The organism is Enterobacter sp. 04-C-12-SI-ECC (assembly GCF_047530715.1).
In the GTDB taxonomy this organism is placed as follows: Bacteria; Pseudomonadota; Gammaproteobacteria; order Enterobacterales; family Enterobacteriaceae; genus Enterobacter; species Enterobacter bugandensis.
The window spans coordinates 35,429-60,399 of record NZ_JBLKDI010000010.1 but is presented as its reverse complement, the minus strand read 5'-3'; the positions used below and the strand labels follow the sequence as shown (position 1 = coordinate 60,399).

Below are 24,971 nucleotides of genomic sequence, written 5' to 3'. Positions count from 1 at the left end.
AAAAAGAAGGCGTTACTATAAGGTCCGATCAGGATTCCAGCAAATGCTGGAGCAGGATCCCGTTGAGCATGGCGCGCTTGACAAGCGCAAACGCGCCAATCGCCGAGCGATGGTCAAGCTTCGAACGAACCACCGGGAGGTTCTGTCGGAATGCTTTTAGCGCCTGGGTGTTGATACAGCCTTCGATAGCGGGCAGCAGCACCTTTTCCGCTTCAACAATCTCTCCGGCGATCACCACTTTCTGCGGGTTAAACAGGTTAATGGCGATGGCGATGGTTTTCCCCAGATGGCGACCTACCTGCTCGATCACCTCACAGGCCAGCGCGTCGCCTTTATTGGCGGCTTTGCAGATGGTGCCTATCTTGCAATCGTCCAGCGTGACGCGGCTTTGATAACCCTGCTCAAGCAGGTGGCGAACGCGCTGCTCGATGGCCGTGTTGGCGGCGATGGTTTCAAGGCAGCCGAAGTTGCCGCAGTGGCAGCGTTCGCCGAGCGGTTCAACCTGGATGTGGCCGATCTCGCCAACGTTACCGTTACGACCAATAAAAATACGGCCATTGGAGATAATCCCTGCGCCCGTACCGCGGTGTACGCGCACCAGAATAGAGTCTTCACAGTCCTGACTCGCACCAAAGTAGTGCTCAGCCAGCGCTAAAGATCGAATATCATGGCCGACAAAGCAGGTCACCTTAAAGCGTTTTTCCAGCGCGTCGACCAGCGCCCAGTTCTCAACCTGAATATGCGGCATGTATCGGATCACACCGCTTTCCGGGTCGACCAGGCCCGGCAGAATGACAGAGATGGCGATCAGTTCGCGGATCTTGCGCTGACAGCTTTCAATAAAGTGCGCGATAGTATTCAGCAGCGCGTGTTCCAGCGTCTCCTGAGTGCGCTCGGGCAGCGGGTAGTGCTCTTCCGCAATGGCTTTGCTGCTCAGATCGTACAGCGTGAGCGTGGTGTCATGACGACCAAGCCGGACGCCAATGGCCTGAAAGTTACGGGTTTCGGTAATGATGGAGATGGCGCGGCGGCCCCCGGTGGAGGCCTGCTGATCGACTTCTTTGATCAAACCGCGCTCAATGAGCTGGCGGGTAATTTTTGTCACGCTGGCGGGAGCAAGCTGGCTTTGTTCGGCTATCTGGATCCGCGAGATTGGACCATGTTGGTCAATCAGGCGATAAACCGCCGCACTGTTAAGTTGTTTAACGAGATCGACATTACCGATTTGAGCTTGTCCGCCTGGTGTCATACTTTTACTTACTCAGTGACGACCTCGTTACCATTAACGATGGTCTTAATAATTTTATAATCGTGTGTGAATGCCGTCAGGTTTGCAACCATACCTGGTGCAATTCCGCCGAGCTGTTTATCCACGCCGATGGCGCGAGCCGGATAAAGGGTAGCCATACGCAGGACTTCATCAAGCGCAATCCCACAATGCTCCACCAGATTACGCACCCCTTCAATCATGGTCAAAGAGGAGCCACTCAGCGTACCGTTTTCATCCACACACAGTCCATTGCGGTAGTATATTGTTTTACCAGCAAAAATGAACTGCTCAATATTTGCGCCTGCTGGCGCGGTGGCATCGGTGACCAGGCAGAGCTTGTCACCTTTCAGCCGTTTGGCGTTGCGAATGTTGGTGTAATCAACGTGCATGCCATCAGCGATAATGCCGCAGTAGACGTCTGGTTCGTCGAGAATCGCCCCGACCAGACCCGGTTCACGGCCGGTAATATACGGCATGGCGTTGTAAAGGTGGGTCGCAAAGGTAATGCCGGCACGGAAGCCCGCTTTGGCTTCTTTCAGCGTGGCGTTTGAGTGGCCTGCTGAAACCACAATCCCGGCGGCAGCCAGTTTGCTGATGACCTCAGTACCGGTCATTTCAGGCGCCAGCGTCACTTTAGCGATCACATCAGCATTGGCACACATGTAGTCGACCAGTTCAGCATCCGGCTTGCGCACGTAATCCGGGTTATGCGTGCCTTTTTTCACTATGTTCAGCCATGGCCCTTCCAGATGCAGACCCAGCGCCTGGTTCGGGTGTTTGGCGAGGTATTCGCGCATCACGCGGATACCCTGTTTCATCAGGTCATCACTGCTGGTGATGAGCGTCGGCAGATAGCTGGTGCAGCCTGATTTCTCGTTAGCTTTCTGCATGATTTCCAGCGTTTCAACCGTCACCGCCTCGGCGGTGTCATTGAACTGCACACCGCCGCAGCCGTTAAGCTGTACGTCGATGAAACCGGGGGAGATTACTGCTCCATTGAGTGAGCGCTGTTCTATCTCCGGCGGCAGTTCCGCCAGCGGGCAAACACGTTCAATCAGGCCATTGGCGATAACAATCGCATGGTCATCCAGAATTTCATGGCCGGTATAAATCCGACCGTGGGTTAAAGCGTACATATCGACCCCCGGTTAAAAAAAGCGACCGCCTCTGACAGAAGAGGCGGTTATTCAATTACAGACCTTTGATGTTCTCAGCTTCTAACTCGTTGAAGTATTTCAGCGTTTTCACCTTCAGCTCCATCGTGGACGGTTCGTCGCAGACGATGACTGATTTTGGATGCAGCTGCAGGCAGCTGATGGTCCACATGTGGTTAACGTTGCCTTCAACGGCTGCCTGGAGCGCCTGCGCTTTCACGCCGCCCAGTACCAGAATCATCACCTCTTCGGCATCCAGCAGGGTGCCTACGCCAACGGTCAGGGCGTATTTTGGAACCTGGTTCACGTCACCGTCAAAGAAGCGGGAGTTTGCCACGCGGGTGTCATGGGTCAGCGTTTTAATACGGGTACGGGAAGCCAGAGAAGAGGCTGGTTCGTTAAACGCGATATGACCATCGTTGCCCACGCCACCCATGAACAGGTGGATTTTACCGTAAGAACGGATTTTTTCTTCGTACTGACGGCATTCTGCGTCAATATCAGGCGCATTTCCATTCAGCAGGTTAATATTTTCAGCTGGGATATCAACGTGATCAAAGAAATTGCGGTGCATGAAGCTATGGTAGCTTTCAGGATGCTCCTTTGGCAGGCCGACATATTCGTCCATGTTGAAGGTCACAACGTGTTTAAAGCTAACCTGGCCCGCTTTATGCATTTCAACCAGCGCTTTGTACGCGGTCAGTGGGGTACCACCGGTTGGAAGGCCAAGAACGAAAGGACGATCGGCAGTAGGCTTGAAGGCATTAATACGGTTAACGATATGGCGAGCGGCCCATTTACCGACTTGTTCAGCAGTTGCCAGGGGAATCAGTCTCATTGTTCACCTCAAAGTTTAAGTAGAAGAGTGGGCGGATGGGTATCGGAACCTGATGCTTAAGCGTAACCTGGAACCTTTCAGGCCGGATCAATCCGTCTTGATTTTTTGAATGATAAAATAAGTTTTGGCTGTTAGCCAGTGAAAGGGAGGAGGGAATACGATATTTGGTGACAATAATCACAAAAAATAGGTGTTTAATTTGCGATACGAATTAATTTTTCACACACTCAGACTGCCAGTGAATCATCAACTGTATCTATCGTTCGTGACACAATAAAAACATAGTTTATGCGCGAGTCTTAATAATGGGTCTCGTAGGGGGAATAGGATGAATATTTTAGGTTTTTTCCAGCGCCTCGGTAGGGCTTTGCAGCTCCCTATCGCCGTGCTACCGGTTGCAGCGTTGCTGCTGCGATTCGGGCAACCCGATCTTCTTAACGTGCCGTTTATTGCCCAGGCAGGCGGCGCCATTTTTGACAACCTTGCGCTGATCTTCGCCATCGGCGTGGCGTCAAGCTGGTCAAAAGACAGCGCCGGTGCTGCGGCACTGGCAGGGGCGGTAGGTTACTTCATCCTCACGAAAGCGATGGTAACCATCAACCCGGAAATCAACATGGGTGTACTGGCGGGTATCATTACCGGTCTGGTCGGTGGTGCCGTGTACAACCGCTGGGCGGGTATCAAACTGCCTGACTTCCTGAGCTTCTTCGGCGGTAAACGTTTTGTGCCAATTGCGACGGGCTTTTTCTGTCTGATCCTGGCAGCTATCTTTGGCTACGTCTGGCCGCCGGTGCAGCATGCTATCCATGCGGGCGGCGAGTGGATTGTTTCTGCGGGTGCAGTGGGCTCAGGTATCTTTGGCTTTATCAACCGTCTGCTGATCCCAACCGGTCTGCATCAGGTGCTGAACACCATCGCCTGGTTCCAGATTGGTGAGTTCACCAATGCTGCGGGCACCGTATTCCACGGCGACATCAACCGCTTCTACGCGGGTGACGGCACCGCGGGTATGTTCATGTCTGGCTTCTTCCCAATCATGATGTTTGGTCTGCCGGGCGCTGCACTGGCAATGTACCTGGCTGCGCCAAAAGCGCGTCGCCCAATGGTTGGCGGCATGCTGCTGTCCGTTGCGATTACCGCGTTCCTGACCGGTGTAACCGAGCCGCTGGAATTCCTGTTCATGTTCCTGGCGCCGGTGCTGTACCTCATGCATGCGGTGCTTACCGGTATCAGCCTGTTTGTGGCGACCCTGCTGGGCATCCATGCTGGCTTCTCTTTCTCTGCAGGCGCGATCGACTACGTGTTGATGTACAACCTGCCGGCGGCAAGCAAGAACGTCTGGATGCTGGTGGTAATGGGTCTGGTCTTCTTCGTCATCTACTTCGTGCTGTTCACTGCGGTTATTCGTATGTTTAACCTCAAAACACCAGGCCGCGAAGATACCAAAGACGAAGTGGTCACCAACGAAGCCAACAGCAATACCGAAGAGGGTCTGACTCAGCTGGCGACCAGCTATATCGCTGCCGTCGGTGGGACTGACAACCTGAAAGCGATTGATGCCTGTATCACCCGTCTGCGTCTGACGGTGGGTGACTCGGCGCGCGTAAGCGACGCAATGTGCAAACGCCTTGGTGCATCGGGCGTGGTTAAACTGAACAAACAAACTATCCAGGTTATCGTAGGCGCCAAAGCGGAATCCATTGGCGACGAAATGAAGAAAGTGGTTGCCCGTGGCCCGGTCGCGGCAGCATCAGCCGACAGCGCGCCTGCGTCGACGGCTGCCCCGGTAGCGAAGCCGCAGGCCGTGCCTAACGCCGTGACGGTGGCCGCGCTGGTCTCTCCGGTAACCGGTGACGTGGTTGACCTTGAGCAGGTGCCTGACGAAGCGTTCGCCAGCAAAGCGGTCGGTGACGGCGTGGCGGTGAAACCAACGGACAAAACCGTTGTGTCTCCGGCGGCAGGCACCATCGTGAAAATCTTCAACACCAACCACGCGTTCTGCCTCGAAACCGAAAAAGGCGCGGAGATCGTTGTCCATATGGGGATCGATACCGTAGCGCTGAACGGTCAGGGCTTTACTCGCCTGGTGGAAGAGGGGGCCGAAGTGGTGGCAGGTCAGCCGATTCTGGAAATGGATCTGGACTTCCTGAACGCTAACGCGCGCTCGATGATTAGTCCGGTCGTGTGCAGCAACATCGACGACTTTAGCGGTCTGGTACTCCAGGCGAAAGGTCAGGTGGTTGCGGGTCAGACACCGCTGTATGAGATTAAAGGCAAGTAATCGCTCCTGAGTAGAGTCATGCCTTAAGCGGCGGGGGATATCCTCCGCCGCTTTTTTTTGCAGCAAACGCCCCCATTATTTTCATCTGATACGTATTTTCCGTAACTAAGGGTTGTCACTACGTCCGGCTTATAAGATCATACGCCGTTATACGTTGTTTACGCTTTGAGGAATCCACGATGAGTGAGGCAGAAGCCCGCCCGAGTAACTTTATTCGTCAGATCATCGATGAAGATCTGGCCAGTGGTAAGCACACCACGGTACATACGCGTTTCCCGCCGGAGCCGAACGGCTACCTGCACATTGGTCACGCGAAATCGATCTGCCTGAACTTTGGCATTGCGCAAGACTACCAGGGGCAGTGCAACCTGCGTTTCGATGACACCAACCCAGTAAAAGAAGACATCGAATACGTTGAGTCCATTAAAAACGACGTGCAATGGCTGGGCTTCAACTGGTCTGGCGATATCTGCTACTCCTCTGACTATTTTGATCAGCTGTATGCCTACGCGGTGGAGCTGATCAACAAAGGTCTGGCCTACGTCGACGAGCTGTCTGCGGACGAAATCCGCGAGTATCGCGGTACGCTGACTGCACCAGGCAAAAACAGCCCGTTCCGCGATCGCAGCGTGGAAGAGAACCTGGCGCTGTTTGAAAAAATGCGTGCCGGTGGCTTCGAAGAAGGCAAAGCGTGCCTGCGTGCCAAAATCGATATGGCGTCGCCGTTTATCGTGATGCGCGATCCGGTGCTGTACCGCATTAAGTTCGCAGAACACCACCAGACCGGCAACAAGTGGTGCATTTATCCGATGTACGACTTCACCCACTGCATCAGCGATGCGCTGGAAGGCATTACCCACTCGCTGTGTACGCTGGAGTTCCAGGATAACCGTCGTCTGTACGACTGGGTGCTGGATAACATCACCATTCCTGTGCATCCGCGTCAGTACGAGTTCTCTCGTCTGAATCTGGAATACACCGTGATGTCCAAGCGTAAGCTGAACCTGCTGGTGACCGACAAGCACGTTGAAGGCTGGGACGACCCGCGCATGCCGACCATCTCCGGCCTGCGTCGTCGTGGTTACACTGCCGCTTCTATTCGTGAGTTCTGCAAACGTATCGGCGTGACCAAGCAGGACAACACCATCGAAATGGCGTCTCTGGAATCCTGCATTCGTGAAGATCTTAACGAAAACGCCCCGCGCGCGATGGCTGTTATCGATCCGGTGAAACTGGTTATTGAAAATTACCCGCAGGGTGGAAGCGAGCTGGTCTCTATGCCTAACCATCCGAATAAACCGGAAATGGGAAGCCGCGACGTGCCGTTCAGCGGTGAGATCTGGATCGACCGTGCTGACTTCCGTGAAGAAGCCAATAAGCAGTACAAGCGTCTGGTGTTGGGTAAAGAAGTTCGTCTGCGTAACGCCTACGTCATCAAAGCCGAGCGCGTAGAGAAGGATGCTGAAGGTAACATTACCACCATCTTCTGTTCGTACGATGCTGAGACGCTGAGCAAAGATCCGGCAGACGGCCGCAAGGTGAAAGGCGTGATCCACTGGGTGAGCGCTTCCCACGCGCTGCCGGTAGAAATTCGTCTGTACGATCGTCTGTTTAGCGTACCTAACCCGGGTGCGGCGGAAGACTTTCTGGCGACCATCAACCCGGAATCTTTGGTGATCAAGCAGGGTTATGCGGAGCCATCGCTGAAAGCCGCTGAAGCGGGCAAAGCGTTCCAGTTCGAGCGTGAAGGTTACTTCTGCCTGGACAGCCGTTATAGCACGGCAGAAAAACCGGTATTTAACCGTACCGTAGGTCTGCGTGATACCTGGACCAAGATCGGCGAATAATAACGCTGCACTGGTCAATGAGAGACAAACGCCGCTTATAGCGGCGTTTTTTTATTTAATGATCATATCGTTAAAGTAGGCCCGTAATTAGGCCAGCTAAAATTTTTGGTCAATGCGGTGCTACTTATTTTTCTAAAAAAAGTTTGTCTGTTTCATAAAAAAGAGAATTAAGACAAATACGGGTTTTATTACGATCTAATACGCCGAAATTACCTGCTCTACCCCCGCCACACCTTGCATCCGGCCAAATGTTACAAAGCACTACCAATTATGTGCACTTCGTCATAATCCTGACTTTTGCCCACTGAAAAGCATTGATAATTCGCGTCGCGAAAAATAACCTAAAGACGGTAGTTAATTCGAGGGTATTTATAACTACCCCTGGCCTTTTGGTCTTTTATATTTTCGCCGTTTAAGGCGTTTTAATTCGTCAAAGAGGAATAATCTATGCGTACGTTCAGTGGCAAACGTAGTGCGCTGGCGCTGGCTATTGCCGGTGTCACAGCAATGTCGGGCCTGGTGGTGACACCAGAGGCAAAAGCAGCAGGTTTCATCGAAGATTCTACCCTCACTGGCGGTATTTATTACTGGCAGCGTGAACGTGACCGTAAAGATGTCACAGAAGATAAATACAAAACCAACCTCTCACACTCCACCTGGAACGCCAACCTGGACTTCCAGTCAGGCTACGCCGCCGATATGTTCGGTCTGGATATTGCCGCGTTTACGGCGATTGAAATGGCTGAAAATGGCGACAGCGGCCACCCGAACGAAATTGCCTTCTCCTCCAGCAATAAAGCCTATGACGAAGACTGGTCAGGGGATAAAAGCGGTATCAGCCTTTATAAGGCCGCAGCGAAATTCAAATACGGCCCGGTATGGGCGCGTGGGGGCTATATTCAGCCAACCGGCCAGACGCTGTTAGCACCGCACTGGAGCTTTATGCCTGGTACCTATCAGGGGGCAGAAGCCGGGGCTAACTTTGACTATGGTGATGCAGGTGCGTTGAGCTTCTCCTATATGTGGACCAACGAGTACAAAGCGCCGTGGCACATTGAGATGGACAAGTTCTACCAGAACGATAAGAAAACCAAAGTCGATTACCTCCACTCGCTGGGCGCGAAGTACGATTTCAAAAACGATCTGGTTCTGGAAGCTGCATTTGGTCAGGCGGAAGGCTATATCGATCAGTATTTTGCTAAAGCCAGCTACAAATTTGATATCGCCGGTAGTCCGCTGAGCACCAGCTACCAGTTCTACGGTACGCGCGATAAGGTCAGCGATGGCAGCGTAAATGACATTTATAACGGTACCGCGTGGCTGCAGGCGTTAACCTTCGGCTACAAGGTTGGCCAGGTTGATTTGCGCCTGGAAGGGACATGGGTGAAGGCGAAAGGGCAGCAGGGCTACTTCCTGCAGCGTATGACGCCGACCTATGCCTCATCCAACGGTCGTCTGGATATCTGGTGGGATAACCGCTCAGACTTTAACGCCGACGGCGAGAAAGCGGTCTTCTTCGGCGCCATGTATGACCTGAAAAACTGGAACCTGCCGGGCTGGGCGGTGGGCGCTTCTTACGCTTACGCCTGGGATGCAAAACCAGCAGACATGGCGACGCCGGATGCGTACTACGATCCAAACTATCGCCTGAAAGAGTCCTCCTACAGCCTGGATGCTATCTACACCCTGCAGGAGGGCCGCGCGAAAGGCACGATGTTCAAGCTGCACTTTACGCAGTATGACAACCACTCCGATATCCCAAGCTATGCGGGCGGTTACGGCAACATCTTCCAGGATGAACGTGACGTCAAATTCATGGTTATCGCCCCATTCACCATCTTCTGATGAGCACACCGGCGGGCTGAGTCCCGCCGGTCTGGAGACTGCATATGATGAAAAAAATCGTAATCGTCGCGCTGATGGCATCAGGGCTGGTGGCGTGTGTTCAGACTCAGGCGCCGAAAGAGGACGCCCGTCTGAAGGAGGCGTACAGCGCCTGTATTAATACCGCGGAAGGATCGCCTGAGAAAATTGAAGCCTGCCAGAGCGTGCTAAATGTGTTAAAGAAAGAGAAAGCGCATGAGGCGTTCGCGACGCAGGAGAATGTTCGCGTGATGGATTATCAGGCCTGCATCCAGGCACGTAAAACCGGTAACGATCAGGAAGTGGCGAAGCGTTGCGATAAAATCTGGAACGAGATACGCAATAACAACAAATGAGTTGATCTACGCCCGGTGGCACTTTGCTGACCGGGCTTTTTTAATGCAAAAAAAAGCCAACCTTACGGCTGGCTCAGAGTATGAACGCTAACTTATTTTGTGTCGTGAGCGTGTTCATTCTCGCGGCAATCCCCTTCAGCGCAGTGACCGTAAAGGTACAGGCTGTGGTTGGTCAGGCGAATGCCATGACGAGCTGCGATTTCACGCTGACGCGCTTCGATGGAATCATCGCTAAATTCAATGACCTTGCCGCAATCGAGGCAGATCAGGTGATCGTGGTGATGCTGCTGGGTCAGTTCGAATACAGATTTACCGCCTTCGAAATTATGACGGGTAACAATGCCCGCGTCATCAAACTGGTTCAGCACGCGATATACGGTGGCCAGCCCAATCTCTTCACCCATGTCGATAAGACGTTTATAAAGGTCTTCCGCACTGACATGGTGATTGTCTGGACCCTGAAGCACTTCCAGGATTTTTAACCGAGGAAGCGTTACTTTCAGGCCAGCCTTCTTTAATGCGGTATTGTTGTCAGTCATGCGGAATCTGTCCTGTTGCTAAACGATTCACTTCTCTGGGAAGTGACAGAAAATGCACCTGGGATAATGCGTCTCATTATAGAACTGCCATGCCTAAATGAAAACTGCAAGTCTCAGGCAAAGTATGCTTATAAAAACGTGGTATCACCTACAAACTTGCTCAAAGGAAACCACATTTTGCCAGGGAGACATTGTACAGGTCTGGGCGAAAAAGTTAAAAGTTTGTAGCAATTAATTTAATCGGTTTTACCTGGAAAAGGGGCGCAACCCGCGTTGCGCCGTAAAAATCAGGCGTTGAGAATATCGTCCAGATGCAGTTCTTCGCGGATCTGCTTAACCCACTTCTCTACACGCTCTGCGGTCAGTTCTGGCTGACGGTCTTCGTCAATGGCAAGTCCGACAAAATGATCGTCATCGGCCAGGCCTTTAGAGGCTTCGAAGTGGTAACCGGCAGTCGGCCAGTGGCCCACAATAACCGCGCCATTAGGCTCAATGATGTCGCGAATCGTCCCCAGCGCATCACAGAAGTACTCGGCGTAATCTTCCTGATCGCCACAACCGAACAGGGCAACCAGCTTGCCGTTGAAGTCCACCTCTTCCAGCGTCGGGAAGAAATCGTCCCAGTCGCACTGGGCTTCACCATAGTACCAGGTTGGAATACCCAGCAGCAGAATGTCATAGCCCTCGAGATCTTCTTTGCTGCTCTTGGCGATGTCATGCACATCAGCAACGTCTTTACCGAGCTGTTTCTGAATGTTTTTTGCGATATTTTCGGTATTGCCGGTATCACTGCCGAAGAAAATGCCGATGATTGCCATGAGTAAAATAACCTCTTGAAACTTAATGGTATGGTGGCGCAATTCGGCCACGGATAAGGGCAATAATAGCAGAACTGGCAACCCTGCGGAAACCGCTATCGCGCAGGACTGCACTCTGTGCTACATGAAAAGGGCGATAAAGGGGTTTTTCAGACTTATGCCTGGCTGCGCAGCGTCTCAAGTTGGGCGATGAGCATCTCTTCAATAAGCTCGCTGCGGCTGATATTACGCGCCTCTGCCAGCTCGTTAAGCGCATCGACCGCGTCGGCGTTGAGCTTCAGTTCGACACGCTTAAGCCCACGATTTTTATCGCGTTTAAGCTGATTGCGTTTATTGATACGCAGCTGTTCATCGCGCGAAAGCGGATTCGTTTTCGGTCGTCCCGGTCGACGCTCATTCGCGAACAGATCTAGTGTCGTACGGTCCGTTTGTTCTTTGGCCATGATTATGAGACTTCGGGGGAAACACGCCGCCCTGCTAAAGCCCGGGCGATAAGCGCGCCATCATACATCACCAAAAACGGCACGCCAACGACTGGAAGCCCGTCATCTTCCAGTCGCTCTCTTTTTAATCAATTTGCAGTATCAGCGAGATAGCGGCGAATGGCGCGCAGTACAGCATCCGGTTTTTCCGCATGCACCCAGTGTCCGGCACCGGCAATGACGTGGGCGCGCGCCTGCGGGAATTGTGCCAGCAGCGTGTCGCGGTACGCGTCGGTAATATAAGGAGAGTTACCGCCGCGAATAAAGAGGGCAGGGTGCGGCCAGGAGGGAACGGTTTCCCAGCCCACGATGTTGTTGTACTGGTCCCACAGCACCGGCACGTTAAAACGCCACTGCCCGTCAACAAACGACTTCAAAAGGAACTGCACCACGCCTTCTTCATCAAGATGCTCACGCATAACCGCTGCCGCCTGCTGACGAGTGGAAACGCCAGCTTCGGTTACAGCATTGATCGCCGCGAAAATCTCATCGTGACGGCGAACGTCGTAATCCACAGGCGCAACGTCAATCACGACAAGCCCGGAAATTCGCTCTGGCGCCAGCGCGGTGAGCGCCATAACCGCTTTACCGCCCATTGAATGCCCGATGAGGGTCACCTTCTGCAGGTTGTGCGCGTCTAGCGTATCCAGCAGATCCTGCGCCATTGCCGCATAGGTCATCTCGTCTGAGCGGCCGGAAAGCCCGTGGTTGCGCATATCGACCTGTAAAATATCGTGATCGGTAACCAAATCGCGGGCCAGCACGCCCAGGTTATCCAGGCTGCCAAAAAGTCCATGAACCAGCACGATGGGGGAATTATTGTTCGGCGATTGTGCAGTTTGCGCTCGGGTATTCAATTTCATGGCAAAGTTCTTTTTTTACGTATGTCAGGTTAGGGTATCATGTTGACCATTCTGCCGCCCGGCTGCAAGGTTCCAGTTTAATCTGACTTTTGCCGCCAACCTGGTTTGACGCTATCCGCTGTTGGGATTTGACCTTATAATCCCAATGACTTGTATTCAGATAAGATATCGCACTGGATTAAGATGAAAACAATCGAAGTTGATGACGAACTCTATCAGTATATTGCCAGCCAGACGCGGCATATCGGGGAGAGCGCGTCCGACATTTTACGGCGCATGCTTAAAATTTCCGCCGCTTCACAGCCTGCCACCCCAGTTACCAAAGATGTCGTGTCTCAGCCGAGCGTTGCTGTACAAGCAAAACCTGCCGTGACGCCGGTAAAAGATAAAGTGCGCGCGATGCGCGAACTGCTGCTCTCCGACGAATATGCGGAGCAGAAAAAGGCGGTTAACCGTTTTATGCTGGTGCTGTCTACACTTTACTCCCTGGATAACAAAGCGTTTGCTGAAGCGACCGAGTCGCTGCACGGCCGTACCCGCGTCTATTTCGCGGGCGACGAGCAGACGCTGCTGCAAAATGGCAATCAAACCAAACCTAAACATGTCCCTGGCACTCCGTACTGGGTGATCACCAATACCAATACGGGCCGCAAGTGCAGCATGATTGAACACATCATGCAGTCCATGCAGTTCCCGGCGGAATTGATTGAAAAGGTTTGCGGTACAATTTAACCCTTGCATCATAAGGACCCGGTAATGGCAAATCACAGCCGTGCAGGCCAACCTGCACAACAAAGCGATTTGATTAACGTCGCTCAGCTGACCGCGCAGTATTACGTGCTGAAACCGGTCGTGGGCAACGCAGAACACGCAGTGAAGTTTGGTACATCTGGTCACCGCGGCAGCGCGGCGCGCCACAGCTTTAACGAACCGCACATTCTGGCCATTGCTCAGGCCATTGCGGAAGAGCGCGCTAAAAACGGCGTTACCGGTCCGTGCTACGTGGGCAAAGATACCCATGCGCTGTCTGAACCGGCGTTTATTTCCGTGCTGGAAGTGCTGGCGGCGAACGGTGTGGACGTGATTGTTCAGGAGAACAATGGGTTTACTCCAACACCGGCGGTATCAAACGCGATCCTTGTGCACAACAAAAAAGGTGGCGCGCAGGCTGACGGTATCGTCATCACGCCATCCCACAACCCGCCGGAAGACGGTGGTATCAAATACAACCCGCCTAACGGCGGCCCTGCTGACACTAACGTCACCAAAGTGGTGGAAGATCGTGCAAACGCGCTGCTGGCCGACGGTCTGAAAGGCGTTAAACGTATTTCTCTTGATGAGGCGATGGCTTCCGGCCACGTGAAAGAGCAGGATCTGGTTCAGCCGTTCGTGGAAGGGCTGGCGGAGATCGTCGATATGGCGGCCATCCAGAAAGCCGGCCTGAAGCTGGGTGTGGATCCGCTGGGCGGCTCCGGTATTGAATACTGGAAACGTATCGCCGAGCACTACAAGCTGGATCTGACCATCGTAAACGATCACGTCGATCAGACCTTCCGCTTTATGCACCTGGACAAAGACGGCGCGATCCGTATGGACTGCTCCTCCGAGTGCGCGATGGCGGGCCTGCTGGCGCTGCGTGATAAATTCGATCTGGCGTTTGCGAACGACCCGGATTACGACCGCCACGGTATCGTCACTCCTGCCGGGCTGATGAACCCGAACCACTATCTGGCTGTTGCGATCAACTACCTGTTCCAGCACCGTCCGCAGTGGGGCAAAGAGGTGGCTGTCGGTAAAACGCTGGTGTCCTCCGCGATGATCGACCGCGTGGTCGAGGCGCTGGGCCGCAAGCTGGTGGAAGTACCTGTGGGCTTCAAATGGTTTGTTGACGGTCTGCACGACGGCAGCTTTGGCTTCGGTGGTGAAGAGAGCGCGGGGGCCTCTTTCCTGCGCTTCGACGGCACCCCGTGGTCAACCGATAAAGACGGCATCATCATGTGCCTGCTGGCGGCGGAGATTACCGCGGTTACCGGTAAAAACCCGCAGGAACATTACAACGAGCTGGCTGCACGCTTTGGTGCACCAAGCTATAACCGTATTCAGGCTGGCGCGACCTCTGCGCAAAAAGCGGCTTTGTCCAAACTCTCTCCGGAGATGGTCAGCGCAAGCACCCTGGCAGGCGATCCGATCACCGCGCGTCTGACGGCGGCACCGGGTAACGGTGCGTCTATCGGCGGCCTGAAAGTGATGACCGAAAATGGCTGGTTCGCCGCGCGTCCGTCCGGTACGGAAGATGCGTACAAGATCTATTGCGAAAGCTTCCTCGGCGCTGAGCATCGCCAGCAGATTGAGAAAGAAGCGGTAGAGATTGTCAGCGAAGTGCTGAAAAACGCATAAGTCGTGTTCTGGTGCGGGCTGATGCCCTCACCCCGGCCCTCTCCCACGGGGAGAGGGAGAAAACACTAAAAACGGCAACCTCAGGGTTGCCGTTTTGCTTTTACCTAACTGTGTTTGTTCTTCAATTCAAATCTCGGCGACACCAGACCGTACAGCGTCCAGCCCATAAAGGTCACTATCGCCCCGTACAGCATCGCCTCCTGTCCGGACGAGTAGAGCGCATAGAAGCTGTATATCGCCCCAACCAGCGCCACGATATTCGCTACTCGCGCTTTGTGCGGATCCACCTTCGCCACCTTCTGAATGATCGCCAGCGCCGCCATCGACAGAATATACGGGATGATGTTCGTCACCACCGCCAGGTTGACCAGCACGTTGAACTGGCTGTTCAGCGACGGGCTGATGGTCATTAGCGATAATCCGCTCTGGAAGATGACAATTGCCAGCATCCCCTGCACCGGCGCATCGGCTTTGGTCACGCGGGAGAAGATTTTCGGGAAATAGCCTTCATCTGCCGAAGATTTAAAAACCTGTGCAATGGTGAACTGCCAGCCAAGCAGCGATCCGCAGCAGGACATCACCATCAACCCCATGATCACTTTCCCGACTTCCGGGGTGAACATCTGCGCAAAGGCCAGTCCGAACGGTGCCGTGGAGTTAGCCAGATCCATGTTTGGCACGATCCCCGCTATCACGTTGGTTGAAACGATATAGATCACCGCCGCGCCCAGCGTCCCGCCGAGAACCGCAATCGGCACGTTCTTCTCCGGATTTTCCACCACTTCCGCATTTGCGCAGGCGGATTCCAGGCCCAGGAAAGCCCAGAGCGTCATGGCGATAGACGAGCCCACGGCGGTGAAGAACGGCACATGGTGCGGGTTCCAGGAGTTGACGTACAGCGTCGGGCTAAACCAGAACCAGCCGATGATGCACAGACCGACCACCGGGATGATCACGCCCCAGACGGTGATGCTGCTGAGCTGTCCGGTGATGCGCGCGCCGCCAAAGTTGGCAACGGTACAGATCCACAGCACGCCGATCGTCGCCAGCCCAATTTGCACCGGGCTGAGCGTCGCGCCAAACAGCTCCGTACCGTAGCCCACGGCGGAGATGGCAATCGCCACGTTGGCGATCAGCAGCGACACCCCATAGGTATAGTTCGCCATAAAGTTGCCGGACTTGCCGAAGGCGTACTCGGCATAGCCGCCCATGCCGCCTGACTTGCGGCTGAACATCCCGCACTTGGCAAACGCCCACGCCAGCGCCATCGATCCGACAGCCGTCACCAGCCAGGAGATGATCGAGATGGTCCCCACCTCGGCAAGCTTGGTGGGCAGCATGATAATCCCGGAGCCCATCATGTTAACCATGGTGAGGATAGTCAGCTGCACCACGCCCATCTTATTGGACTTGCTCATAATTTTTCTCCTTTCAGCAGCGATGGCTTAGCAGCGGATTGTTTGATGACGTAGCAGCGAACCTGTTTGCGACCCTCACACTCCTCGACGTACACGCCCTGCAGCTCCGGCGCGAAGCCCGGCAGAAGGTTGATGCCTTCTTCCAGCGCGGCAAAGTAGCGCAGCACGGAACCGCCCCAGACTTCCCCTGGAACCACGCACAGTACCCCCGGTGGGTAAGGGAGTGCACCTTCGGCGGCGATGCGGCCTTCCGCGTCGCGCAGGGAGACCAGCTCGACCTCACCGCGCAGGTAGGCGTAATTCGCCTCTTGCGGGTTCATCATCACGCGCGGGAAGTGAGACTTGCGGAACATCTCTTTTTGCAGCTGCTTCACGTTGTGACGGGCGTACAGGTCGTGCATCTCCTGGCAGATCTGGCGCAGGGTGTAATCCGCGTAACGTTCCGGATGCTGTTTGTAGAGGGAGGGCAGGACGTCTTTCAGCGGCACATCGCTCTCAAGCAGTTTTTCGAAGCGCACCAGCTGGGCGACCAGCTGCTGCAGCTTGCCCATGTCCTCCGCAGGGGTGAGCAGGAACAGGATCGAGTTGAGATCGCATTTTTCCGGCACGATGCCGTTTTCTCGCAGGAAGTTGGCGAGAATGGTGGCGGGCACGCCGAAGTCGTCATACTCCCCGGTGCGGGCGTTAATGCCCGGCGTGGTCAGTAGCAGCTTGCACGGGTCGATAAAATACTGGTGCTCTGCATAACCTTCAAAGGCGTGCCAGCGTTCACCCGGTACGAAATGGAAGAAGCGCAGATCGGTTGCAATCTCTGCCGTGTCCCAGCTTTCCCACGCGCGGCCATCCACCGTCTCGGGCACAAATGGACGAATAAATCGGCAGTTCTCCAGGATCAGCTTGCGCGCCTCAATGCCCGTCACCACGCAGTCCATCCACATGTTGCGGCCGCTTTGCCCCTCATGCATGCGGGCGTTAATGTCCAGCGCGGCAAACAGCGGATAAAACGGGCTGGTGGAGGCGTGCATCATAAAGGCATTGTTTAGCCGCTTATGTGGGACATAGCGCTGCTGGCCTTTGATGTGGCTGTCCTTCTTGTGAATTTGCGAGGTCTGCGAGAAGCCAGCCTGCTGTTTATGCACGGACTGGGTGACCAGAATCCCCGGATCGTTTTCGTTCAGCTCCAGCAGCAGCGGCGAGCAGTCGGCCATCATCGGAATAAACTGCTCGTAACCCACCCAGGCCGAGTCAAACAGGATGTAATCACACAGGTGCCCAATCTTATCCACCACCTGACGGGCGTTGTAGATGGTGCCATCGTAGGTGCCCAGCTGGATCACCGCCAGACGGAACGGACGCGCATCGCGTGCACGGCCAGGCGCCACCTCTGCCACCCGTTCACGCAGGTAGCTCTCCTCAAAGCAGTGCGCGTCAATGCCGCCGATAAAGCCGTACGGGTTGCGCGCGGTTTCCAGATAGACCGGCGTTGCGCCAGCCTGGAGGAGGGCACCGTGATGGTTAGATTTGTGGTTGTTACGGTCGAACAGCACCAGGTCGCCCGGAGTGAGCAGGGCGTTCAACACCACTTTGTTGGACGACGAGGTGCCATTCAGCACGAAGTAGGTCTTATCGGCGTTAAAGACTTTTGCCGCATGCTGCTGGGCAATGCACGGTGCGCCTTCGTGGATCAGCAGATCCCCCATCGCCACGTCGGCGTTGCACAGATCGGAGCGGAATAACGTCTCGCCAAAGAAATCGACAAACTGATTGCCGGCAGGATGACGGCGGAAAAACTGCCCGCCCTGATGCCCCGGGCAGTCAAACGCGCTGTTGCCCTGCTTCACGTAGTCGACAAGGGCCCGGAAAAACGGCGGGCGCAGCTGGGTTTCATACTTCTGCGCGGCCGCTTCCAGCTGGCGTCCATAAAAGTCTTTGCTGGTGTCTGAATGCTCAAATACGCCGTGAATGCGCGATAAATAATCTGCCGGGATGATCTCTTCTTTGTGCGTCGCCACAAATACGGGAATGCCAAAACCGGTAGCTTCTATTTCTTCCAGGATACCGCTGGCAATATCCGTGACCGCCAGAACAATGGCGGCAACATCAATATAATCAGAAGCGCGGATATCCACCACTTCACGCTGGGTAGTAAAGCAGTCCGGACATGCACGGCTGGCTGCGATTTTTAAATTTTTCATCTTTCTCTCTTTATTTTAGGTAATAAGCGTCCCTCGATTTCTTGCAAGAAAGAAATCGATAATTTTCCGGAAAAAAGCAATGGGTAGCCGCTGATTAAAATCAGTGAATTGCTTTTTTGATGATTGAAATTCAGTCCGCCCGGTGCGGATGAGTCTGAATTAAGATGAATGAGCGCACGAGTTCACAGGTAATTGCCTGTAAATTAAGGTGTTTCAGGATGACCTGTAAGCGAGTGCGCCAGAAGTCGAAGGACTACCGGGCATTAAAGAGATGAAAGTCAAAGCAGTTTCGGTGGGCAAACATCATAATATGTGTTGTCCGCCTTATATGGGGCATTAAGCGATTGTTGTTTTCCATGTTTATTTTCCTTTCAGTAATTGAAAGCATGGTCATTTTATCCAGGCAAAGGCGATTAACCGTGAAGCAGATCACTATTAACCGATCATTTCAGAAATAATTAGTCGCTTTTGATGAATAATGCAGATCAAAATTCTGAATTGTTAGTGTCACGTTAATAGATTGTTTTGTGAATGTTTGATACGAGCGTAAATAATCAAAAAAATAACGGTTGGGATATTTATGAAATATTTTCCGAGAGGTTTAGTTTTTATTTAAAAATAAATTGAATAGTTATTCAAAGCATAAACCGATAACCGATACCGGTTTCAGTTAATAAATGACGGGGGCGCGCGGGGTCAACTTCAAGTTTCTGGCGAAGATGTCCCATATATATGCGTAAATAGTGACTATGCTCCACCGCGTTGGGTCCCCACACCTGACTTAACAGCTGGCGCTGGGTGAGTACTTTACCGTGATTATTAAGCAGCACGGCGAGCAGGCGAAACTCGATTGGCGTGAGATGGATTTCTTCTTCACCGCGCACAATACGTCGCGCGGCCAGATCAACCCGGATATCCCCAAACGTGTAGGTTGGGTCAGCAGGCGTGGTTGCGCTGTGGCGGCGCAGGGCCACGCGCAGGCGAGCCTGTAGCTCGCCGATACCAAAAGGTTTTATCAGATAGTCGTCCGCCCCGGCATCCAGCGCGGCGATTTTATCCGTCTCTTCAGTACGGGCGGAGAGCACCAGAATCGGCATCTGGCTCCACTGACGTACCTCGCGGATAAAATCGATGCCGTCACCGTCCGGCAGGCCAAGATCGAGGATCACCAGGTCCGGCTTGCGGGTCGCGGCTTCAATTAGCCCCCGCTGAAGCGTACCCGCATCATGAACGCGCAGACCATCGCCTTCCAGCGCTGCGCGCAGAAACCGGCTAATGGCGATCTCATCTTCAACAATCAGAACGTTGATCACAAATCCTCTGGTAATTCATTCAGTTCCGGCGGGGTTTCCAGAGGAAGTGTAACACAAAAACGCGCGCCGCCTTCCGGACGATTCTCCGCGAAAATGGTTCCGCCATGAACATCAATTATTGCCTGACAAATCGCCAGCCCCAGCCCCACGCCCGGGATGGCAGACTCTTTATTGCCGCGTGCGAATTTTTCGAAAATAGCCATCTCCTGTCCGGCAGGAATGCCCGGCCCGGTATCCCAGACGTCAAGACGAAGCGTGTCGTCGACCACCGTCGCATCCACCCCAATCCGGGCGCTGGCACCCGCATATTTGCCGGCGTTTTCCAGCAGATTAATTAACACTCGTTCAAAAAGCGGACCGTCGACGTGAATTAACGTCAGGGGCTCGGGTATGTTCAGCGCAATATGCCGCCCACCGAGGCCGGGTTCGAGCATTTTCAGCGCGCTGCCCACCACCTCTTCAAGCGTGAGCCACTCTTTTTTGAGGTTAAAACCGCCTGACTGGATCCGCGCCATATCGAGCAGGTTATTCACCAGACGCGTGGTATTGAGCACGTGCTGACGGATTTCGCTGGCCTGCATGGCGTGTTTTGAACCTTCCGCTGCCAGGTCCAGCGTCAGGATTTCCGACTGGCCAAACAGGACGGTAAGAGGTGTGCGCAGGTCGTGTGATAGCGCCGCCAGCAGCGAGTTACGAATGCTTTCGCGCTCGCTTGCCAGCCGGGCCTGCTCTTCGCTGGCGGTGAGAGCCAGCCGTTCCAGCGCGCTGGCAACCAGCAGCGTAAAGGTCTCCAGCAGTCGCTGCTGTTCGGGGATCATCAGCTGGCGCAGATTAGAGGGCTCCACGATAACCAGCCCCAGGTTTTTATCGGCGCTGCGCAGGGGCAGAATTTGATAGGGCACGCCGGGCAGGGTGTCGGTCCCTGCACCCGCCGGTAGCCCTTTATCAAAGCTCCAGCGGGCGATGGCTTCGTCCCAGGGCGTCATGCCCGAGGCCGACGTCAGCGGGCGCAGCTTGCCGTGATCGTCCGGGAGTAAAATCAGGTTGCTGGCATGAAAGGTCGAGCGAATAAACTGCTCGCTGGTCTGCACAATATCCAGCGGCGTGCGGCCTACCGCCAGCGATTTCGACATCTCATAAAGATGCCGCGTGCGCTGTTCGCGATAGCGGGCGATACGCGCCTGGTAGCGCACGCCAGCCGTTAAGTTCCCGATCACCAGCCCGACGGTGAGCATCACGGCGAAGGTGAGGATGTACTGTACGTCCGAGACGGCGAGCGTCCCGCGGGGGGCAATAAAGAACAGATCGAAGCTGATGACGTTAATAACCGTCGCCAGTACCGACGGCCAGCGTCCGTAAAAGAGCGCCACCACTACCACGCCCAGCAGGTAGATCATCACCAGGTTGGCCGCGTCGAAGGCAATCAGCCATTTGCTGGCGATTATAGTGATCAGGGCGCAGAGCACGACGGCGACAAGGCAGCCGCGGAGCTGAATACGCCATTTATCGCTGAAGGCCCGGCTGTCCGGCGCGCGGCTGGGGAGGGGAGCAGGTTTATCATCCAGCGCCACGATCACCAGGTCCAGATCCGGCGCGCGGCGGGCCAGCTTGTCGGCAAAGGATTCGCGGCTAAACCAGCGGCGATGCTGGCGGCGGCCAATGACAATTTTCCCCAGGTTATGCTCCCGCGCGTAGCGCAGAATGGCCTTATCTTCCTGCGGATCGGAAAGGGTAGCGGTTTCGGCACCCAGCTCCTGCGCCAGGCGCAGCGAGCTCAGGATCGCGCGGCGCTGATTTTCGGGCAGAGCGTGCAGCTGCGGCGTTTCGACATACACCGCATGCCAGACGCTGCCAAATTTGGCCGCCAGGCGCGCAGCGGTGCGGACCAGTTTTTCATTGCCGCTGCCGTGGCCCACGCACAGCAGAATGGCATCCCGCGTATGCCAGACGCGCTCCTGTCCCTGCAGGTCACGCCAGGCGCGCATCTGATCGTCAACGCGATCGGCAGTACGACGCAGGGCCAGCTCGCGCAGGGCAATCAGGTTACCTTTGCGGAAGAAATGTTCGATGGCGCGCTCGGCCTGGCCGGCAATATAAACCTTTCCTTCGTGCAGGCGCTGGCGCAAATCGTCAGGAGGCAGGTCAACCAGCACCACCTCATCGGCAGAATCAAAGAACGGGTCGGGCACCGTCTCGCGCACCTGAATGCCGGTCACGCCGCTGACCACGTCGTTCAGGCTTTCAAGATGCTGAACGTTAACCGTTGTGAACACATCAATGCCGGCCTTGAGCAGCTCTTCAACATCCTGCCAGCGTTTGGGATGGCGTGAGCCTGGCGCATTGCTGTGCGCCAGTTCGTCCATCAGGATAAGGGCAGGGCGGCGCGCGAGGGCGGCATCAATATCAAACTCCGTAACTAACCGACCACGGTGGCTAATGCGGCGGGGCGGCTGGGTAGCCAGCCCCTTCAGCAGCGATGCTGTCTCTTTACGTCCGTGGGTTTCAACCACGCCGATCAGAATATCGAGCCCCTGCGCCCGAAGCCGCTGGGCTTCCGTCAGCATGGCGAAGGTTTTCCCGACGCCCGCGCAGGCGCCAAAGAAAATTTTCAGTTTGCCGCGATGGGCTTCAGCCGTCTGTTCAAGCAGCCTGTCCGGATCCGGGCGCATGGGCTCGTCGGTCATTTAGTTTTTCCTTAGCGCGTCCAGCGCCAGATTCAGCTCAACAATATTTACCACGGGCATGCCGATGAAGCTGACCAGCGGCTTTTGCGTGTGCTCTGCCACCAGCTTGCTCACCTGTTCGACGGTCAACTGACGGGCGGCGGCGACGCGCGGGATCTGCCAGGCCACCGCTGCCGGCGTCAGGCTGTAGTCCAGCCCGCTGGCCGAGGCGGTCACCAGCTCTACGGGCACCTCGCGGCTGGCCTGAGGATTGGCGGCACGCAGGGTTGCCACGCGTTCAGCGACGGCTTTGTCCAGCTCCGGGTTGCTGCCCGCCAGGTTACTGCCGCCGGATGCCATCGGATTATACGGGCTTTCGGCAGTGGCGGAAGGGCGTCCCTGGAAGTAGCGAGCATCCGTAAAGTTCTGACCAATCAGGCGTGAACCGCGGTTTTCGCCGTTTTGTATAATCAGCGAGCCGTTGGCCTGATCCTTAAACCACCACTGGCCCAGCGCGGTGGTTACCAGCGGGTACAGCCCGCCGGTAATGAGAGACAGCAGAATAAACAAAAGTATAGCGGGGCGTAACATCGTCATTTGATTCACCTTTTAAACCAGCCCGAACAGGGTCAACAGCAGGTCGATAGCCTTGATACCGATGAAAGGCACCACCAGCCCGCCCAGGCCGTATATCCACAGGTTGCGGCGCAGCATGGCAGCGGCGGTCAGCGGCTTATAGCTCACGCCCTTCAGCGCCAGCGGAATAAGAAAGACAATGATCAGGGCGTTGAAAATCACCGCGCTCAGAATGGCCGATGCCGGAGAGTGCAGGTGCATCACGTTCAGCGCATTGAGCTGCGGGTAGGTGGCCGCAAAGGCCGCCGGGATAATGGCAAAATACTTCGCCACGTCGTTGGCGATACTGAAGGTGGTCAGCGAACCACGCGTCATCAGCATCTGTTTGCCGATGTGCACTACCTCAATTAGCTTGGTCGGGTTAGAGTCGAGGTCGACCATGTTGCCCGCCTCTTTTGCCGCCTGGGTACCGGAGTTCATCGCCACCGCCACGTCGGCCTGCGCGAGGGCAGGAGCATCGTTGGTCCCGTCGCCGGTCATCGCCACCAGACGGCCTTCCGCCTGGTACTGACGAATCAGTGCCAGCTTGGCTTCCGGCGTGGCTTCGGAAAGGAAATCATCCACGCCCGCTTCAGCGGCAATCGCCGCGGCGGTAAGACGGTTATCCCCGGTGATCATCACCGTTTTAATGCCCATTTTACGCAGCTGGGCAAAGCGCTCTTTAATGCCGCCTTTGACGATATCTTTCAGGGCAATTACGCCCAGCACGTTCGCGCCTTCTGCCACCACCAGCGGCGTGGCCCCCTGACGGGCTACGCTTTCGACCAGGTTGTCCACTTCAGGTGGGAAGTGGCCATTGTTGGCCTCAATGTGGCGACGGATGGCGTCAACAGAGCCTTTACGGATCATGCGATCCTGAATGTTAATCCCGCTCATTCGGGTTTGCGCCGTAAACGGCACGAAAGTGGCATGCAGGCTCTGAACGTCGCGCTGGCGCAGGTTAAAGCGCTGCTTGGCGAGGATCACGATACTGCGGCCTTCCGGGGTTTCATCGGCAAGCGAGGAGAGCTGTGCCGCATCCGCCAGCGTTTTTTCATCCACGCCCGGGGCGGGTAAGAATTCGGACGCCTGGCGGTTACCGAGGGTAATGGTCCCGGTTTTATCCAGCAGCAAGACATCCACGTCACCGGCGGCTTCAACCGCGCGCCCGCTGGTGGCGATGACGTTAGCACCGAGCATACGGCTCATGCCGGCCACGCCGATGGCCGACAGCAGGCCGCCGATGGTGGTGGGGATCAGGCAGACCAGCAGCGCCACCAGTACGGTGATGGTGACCGGAGTGCCGCCATAGGCGGAAAATGGCCACAGCGTCGCGGTTGCCAGCAGGAAGACGATGGTCAAGGCTATCAGCAGGATGGTCAGGGCAATTTCGTTCGGTGTTTTACGGCGTTGAGCACCTTCCACCATGGCGATCATCCGGTCGAGGAAGGTTTCGCCCGGGTTGACGCTGCACTGGATCACCAGCCAGTCGGAAAGAATGCGCGTCCCACCCGTTACGGAGGCAAAATCACCGCCAGATTCACGGATCACAGGTGCGGATTCCCCGGTAATGGCGCTTTCATCTACCGATGCGCCACCTTCAATGACTTCTCCGTCGCACGGGATGATGTCGCCAGCTTCCACCAGCACCACATCACCTTTACGTAGTTCATCCGCCGGAACGTGGTCCATCTGCGCGCCGTATTTCGGTTCACGTAATTTCCGCGCAAACGCCGTTTTTTTCACCCCTTTCAGGCTGTTGGCCTGCGCTTTACTCCGGCCTTCCGCCAGCGCTTCGGCAAAGTTGGCGAATAGCACGGTAAACCACAGCCACAGGCTGATGGCCCCGGTGAACATCGCGTTTCCCGACATGTGACCCGTCCCCATGGCAATCGCCAGTGCGGTGGTCAGGACGCTGCCGGCCCAGACGATAAACATCACCGGGTTGTGCCATTGCACGCGCGGGCTCAGCTTTTTGACCGCATCCATAAGCGCCTGACGAACTAACGTCGGTTCGAGCAGGGCCAGTTGTTTACGACTCATGACAAATACTCCGCAA

20 protein-coding genes are annotated in these 24,971 nt (G+C 55.2%); 6 read left to right on the top strand and 14 right to left on the bottom strand.

The annotated features are described in order from the left end of the window. Positions 1–28 precede the first annotated feature (28 nt). From nagC to nagB, 3 genes are read right to left on the bottom strand one after another with little or no spacing between them, the layout of a single operon-like run. Complete coding sequence (nagC, locus tag ACMWL8_RS14460; RefSeq protein WP_028012354.1) at positions 29–1,249, bottom strand: DNA-binding transcriptional regulator NagC; 1,221 nt, start codon at positions 1,247–1,249, stop codon at positions 29–31. An 8-nt stretch (positions 1,250–1,257) separates the two neighbouring features. Next, positions 1,258–2,406 (bottom strand): N-acetylglucosamine-6-phosphate deacetylase, encoded by a 1,149-nt coding sequence (gene nagA / locus ACMWL8_RS14455; protein ID WP_028012355.1) that lies wholly within the window; start codon positions 2,404–2,406, stop codon positions 1,258–1,260. A gap of 55 nt (positions 2,407–2,461) precedes the next feature. Then, positions 2,462–3,262 (bottom strand): glucosamine-6-phosphate deaminase, encoded by an 801-nt coding sequence (gene nagB, locus ACMWL8_RS14450; protein ID WP_028012356.1) that lies wholly within the window; start codon positions 3,260–3,262, stop codon positions 2,462–2,464. Between the two features lie 328 nt (positions 3,263–3,590). Here nagB and nagE point away from each other — a divergent pair, with 328 nt between their 5' ends. The 4 genes from nagE to chiQ all read left to right on the top strand — a co-directional run bounded on the left by nagE (position 3,591) and on the right by chiQ (position 9,609). Next, positions 3,591–5,543: a PTS N-acetyl glucosamine transporter subunit IIABC gene (nagE, locus tag ACMWL8_RS14445; protein WP_028012357.1), complete on the top strand. Its 1,953-nt coding sequence runs from the start codon at positions 3,591–3,593 to the stop codon at positions 5,541–5,543. A 179-nt stretch (positions 5,544–5,722) separates the two neighbouring features. Beyond that, complete coding sequence (glnS, locus tag ACMWL8_RS14440; protein ID WP_041910779.1) at positions 5,723–7,390, top strand: glutamine--tRNA ligase; 1,668 nt, start codon at positions 5,723–5,725, stop codon at positions 7,388–7,390. Between the two features lie 447 nt (positions 7,391–7,837). Continuing rightward, complete coding sequence (chiP, locus tag ACMWL8_RS14435) at positions 7,838–9,235, top strand: chitoporin ChiP (RefSeq protein WP_045261092.1); 1,398 nt, start codon at positions 7,838–7,840, stop codon at positions 9,233–9,235. Between the two features lie 47 nt (positions 9,236–9,282). Further along, positions 9,283–9,609 carry a ChiQ/YbfN family lipoprotein gene (chiQ, locus tag ACMWL8_RS14430; RefSeq protein WP_028012360.1) on the top strand — a complete coding sequence of 109 codons (327 nt, stop codon included), beginning with the start codon at positions 9,283–9,285 and terminating at the stop codon, positions 9,607–9,609. Between the two features lie 92 nt (positions 9,610–9,701). On the opposite strand, the gene fur is transcribed toward chiQ, so the two are convergent. The 4 genes from fur to ybfF all read right to left on the bottom strand — a co-directional run bounded on the left by fur (position 9,702) and on the right by ybfF (position 12,311). Then, complete coding sequence (gene fur / locus ACMWL8_RS14425) at positions 9,702–10,148, bottom strand: ferric iron uptake transcriptional regulator (RefSeq protein ID WP_028012361.1); 447 nt, start codon at positions 10,146–10,148, stop codon at positions 9,702–9,704. Positions 10,149–10,435: 287 nt separating this feature from the next. Further along, a complete protein-coding gene (gene fldA, locus ACMWL8_RS14420) occupies positions 10,436–10,966 on the bottom strand; it encodes a flavodoxin FldA (protein WP_008501067.1) in 531 nt (176 codons plus the stop codon). A 155-nt stretch (positions 10,967–11,121) separates the two neighbouring features. Beyond that, a complete protein-coding gene (gene ybfE / locus ACMWL8_RS14415) occupies positions 11,122–11,409 on the bottom strand; it encodes a LexA regulated protein (RefSeq protein WP_014883017.1) in 288 nt (95 codons plus the stop codon). 128 nt (positions 11,410–11,537) lie between these two features. Then, complete coding sequence (gene ybfF / locus ACMWL8_RS14410; protein ID WP_045261091.1) at positions 11,538–12,311, bottom strand: esterase; 774 nt, start codon at positions 12,309–12,311, stop codon at positions 11,538–11,540. Between the two features lie 183 nt (positions 12,312–12,494). On the opposite strand from ybfF, the gene seqA reads away from it, so the two are divergent. Both seqA and pgm read left to right on the top strand, forming a co-directional pair. After that, positions 12,495–13,043 carry a replication initiation negative regulator SeqA gene (gene seqA, locus ACMWL8_RS14405; protein WP_041910775.1) on the top strand — a complete coding sequence of 183 codons (549 nt, stop codon included), beginning with the start codon at positions 12,495–12,497 and terminating at the stop codon, positions 13,041–13,043. A gap of 24 nt (positions 13,044–13,067) precedes the next feature. Continuing rightward, positions 13,068–14,708, top strand: coding sequence for a phosphoglucomutase (alpha-D-glucose-1,6-bisphosphate-dependent) (pgm, locus tag ACMWL8_RS14400; RefSeq protein ID WP_045261090.1), 1,641 nt, complete (start codon positions 13,068–13,070; stop codon positions 14,706–14,708). A 104-nt stretch (positions 14,709–14,812) separates the two neighbouring features. Here pgm and potE read toward each other — a convergent pair whose 3' ends face one another. The 7 genes from potE to kdpB all read right to left on the bottom strand — a co-directional run bounded on the left by potE (position 14,813) and on the right by kdpB (position 24,955). Next, on the bottom strand, positions 14,813–16,126 hold the full coding sequence (gene potE / locus ACMWL8_RS14395) for a putrescine-ornithine antiporter (protein WP_045261089.1): 1,314 nt from the start codon (positions 16,124–16,126) through the stop codon (positions 14,813–14,815). After that, positions 16,123–18,321, bottom strand: a complete 2,199-nt coding sequence (speF, locus tag ACMWL8_RS14390; protein ID WP_045261088.1) for an ornithine decarboxylase SpeF — start codon at positions 18,319–18,321, stop codon at positions 16,123–16,125. The genes potE and speF overlap by 4 nt, the downstream gene beginning before the upstream one ends. A gap of 253 nt (positions 18,322–18,574) precedes the next feature. Further along, positions 18,575–18,679: a leader peptide SpeFL gene (gene speFL / locus ACMWL8_RS14385; protein ID WP_003858645.1), complete on the bottom strand. Its 105-nt coding sequence runs from the start codon at positions 18,677–18,679 to the stop codon at positions 18,575–18,577. Between the two features lie 277 nt (positions 18,680–18,956). Beyond that, positions 18,957–19,634, bottom strand: a complete 678-nt coding sequence (kdpE, locus tag ACMWL8_RS14380; protein WP_008501074.1) for a two-component system response regulator KdpE — start codon at positions 19,632–19,634, stop codon at positions 18,957–18,959. Then, the gene (kdpD, locus tag ACMWL8_RS14375) at positions 19,631–22,318 is read right to left on the bottom strand and encodes a two-component system sensor histidine kinase KdpD (protein WP_045261087.1); all 2,688 of its coding nucleotides are present in this window, start codon (positions 22,316–22,318) and stop codon (positions 19,631–19,633) included. Before kdpD ends, kdpE begins: the two co-directional genes overlap by 4 nt. After that, entirely contained in the window at positions 22,319–22,894 is a 576-nt protein-coding gene (gene kdpC / locus ACMWL8_RS14370; RefSeq protein ID WP_045261086.1) for a potassium-transporting ATPase subunit KdpC, read from the bottom strand. Positions 22,895–22,906: 12 nt separating this feature from the next. Beyond that, a complete protein-coding gene (kdpB, locus tag ACMWL8_RS14365; RefSeq protein ID WP_045261085.1) occupies positions 22,907–24,955 on the bottom strand; it encodes a potassium-transporting ATPase subunit KdpB in 2,049 nt (682 codons plus the stop codon). Between the last annotated feature and the right edge of the window lie 16 nt (positions 24,956–24,971).

Bases quoted from the DNA above. Each gene is read 5' to 3' on its own strand.
- nagC (WP_028012354.1), bottom strand. From the start codon at position 1,249: ATGACACCAGGCGGACAAGCTCAAATCGGTAATGTCGATCTCGTTAAA.
- nagA (WP_028012355.1), bottom strand. From the start codon at position 2,406: ATGTACGCTTTAACCCACGGTCGGATTTATACCGGCCATGAAATTCTG.
- nagB (WP_028012356.1), bottom strand. From the start codon at position 3,262: ATGAGACTGATTCCCCTGGCAACTGCTGAACAAGTCGGTAAATGGGCC.
- nagE (WP_028012357.1), top strand. From the start codon at position 3,591: ATGAATATTTTAGGTTTTTTCCAGCGCCTCGGTAGGGCTTTGCAGCTC.
- glnS (WP_041910779.1), top strand. From the start codon at position 5,723: ATGAGTGAGGCAGAAGCCCGCCCGAGTAACTTTATTCGTCAGATCATC.
- chiP (WP_045261092.1), top strand. From the start codon at position 7,838: ATGCGTACGTTCAGTGGCAAACGTAGTGCGCTGGCGCTGGCTATTGCC.
- chiQ (WP_028012360.1), top strand. From the start codon at position 9,283: ATGAAAAAAATCGTAATCGTCGCGCTGATGGCATCAGGGCTGGTGGCG.
- fur (WP_028012361.1), bottom strand. From the start codon at position 10,148: ATGACTGACAACAATACCGCATTAAAGAAGGCTGGCCTGAAAGTAACG.
- fldA (WP_008501067.1), bottom strand. From the start codon at position 10,966: ATGGCAATCATCGGCATTTTCTTCGGCAGTGATACCGGCAATACCGAA.
- ybfE (WP_014883017.1), bottom strand. From the start codon at position 11,409: ATGGCCAAAGAACAAACGGACCGTACGACACTAGATCTGTTCGCGAAT.
- ybfF (WP_045261091.1), bottom strand. From the start codon at position 12,311: ATGAAATTGAATACCCGAGCGCAAACTGCACAATCGCCGAACAATAAT.
- seqA (WP_041910775.1), top strand. From the start codon at position 12,495: ATGAAAACAATCGAAGTTGATGACGAACTCTATCAGTATATTGCCAGC.
- pgm (WP_045261090.1), top strand. From the start codon at position 13,068: ATGGCAAATCACAGCCGTGCAGGCCAACCTGCACAACAAAGCGATTTG.
- potE (WP_045261089.1), bottom strand. From the start codon at position 16,126: ATGAGCAAGTCCAATAAGATGGGCGTGGTGCAGCTGACTATCCTCACC.
- speF (WP_045261088.1), bottom strand. From the start codon at position 18,321: ATGAAAAATTTAAAAATCGCAGCCAGCCGTGCATGTCCGGACTGCTTT.
- speFL (WP_003858645.1), bottom strand. From the start codon at position 18,679: ATGGAAAACAACAATCGCTTAATGCCCCATATAAGGCGGACAACACAT.
- kdpD (WP_045261087.1), bottom strand. From the start codon at position 22,318: ATGACCGACGAGCCCATGCGCCCGGATCCGGACAGGCTGCTTGAACAG.
- kdpC (WP_045261086.1), bottom strand. From the start codon at position 22,894: ATGACGATGTTACGCCCCGCTATACTTTTGTTTATTCTGCTGTCTCTC.
- kdpB (WP_045261085.1), bottom strand. From the start codon at position 24,955: ATGAGTCGTAAACAACTGGCCCTGCTCGAACCGACGTTAGTTCGTCAG.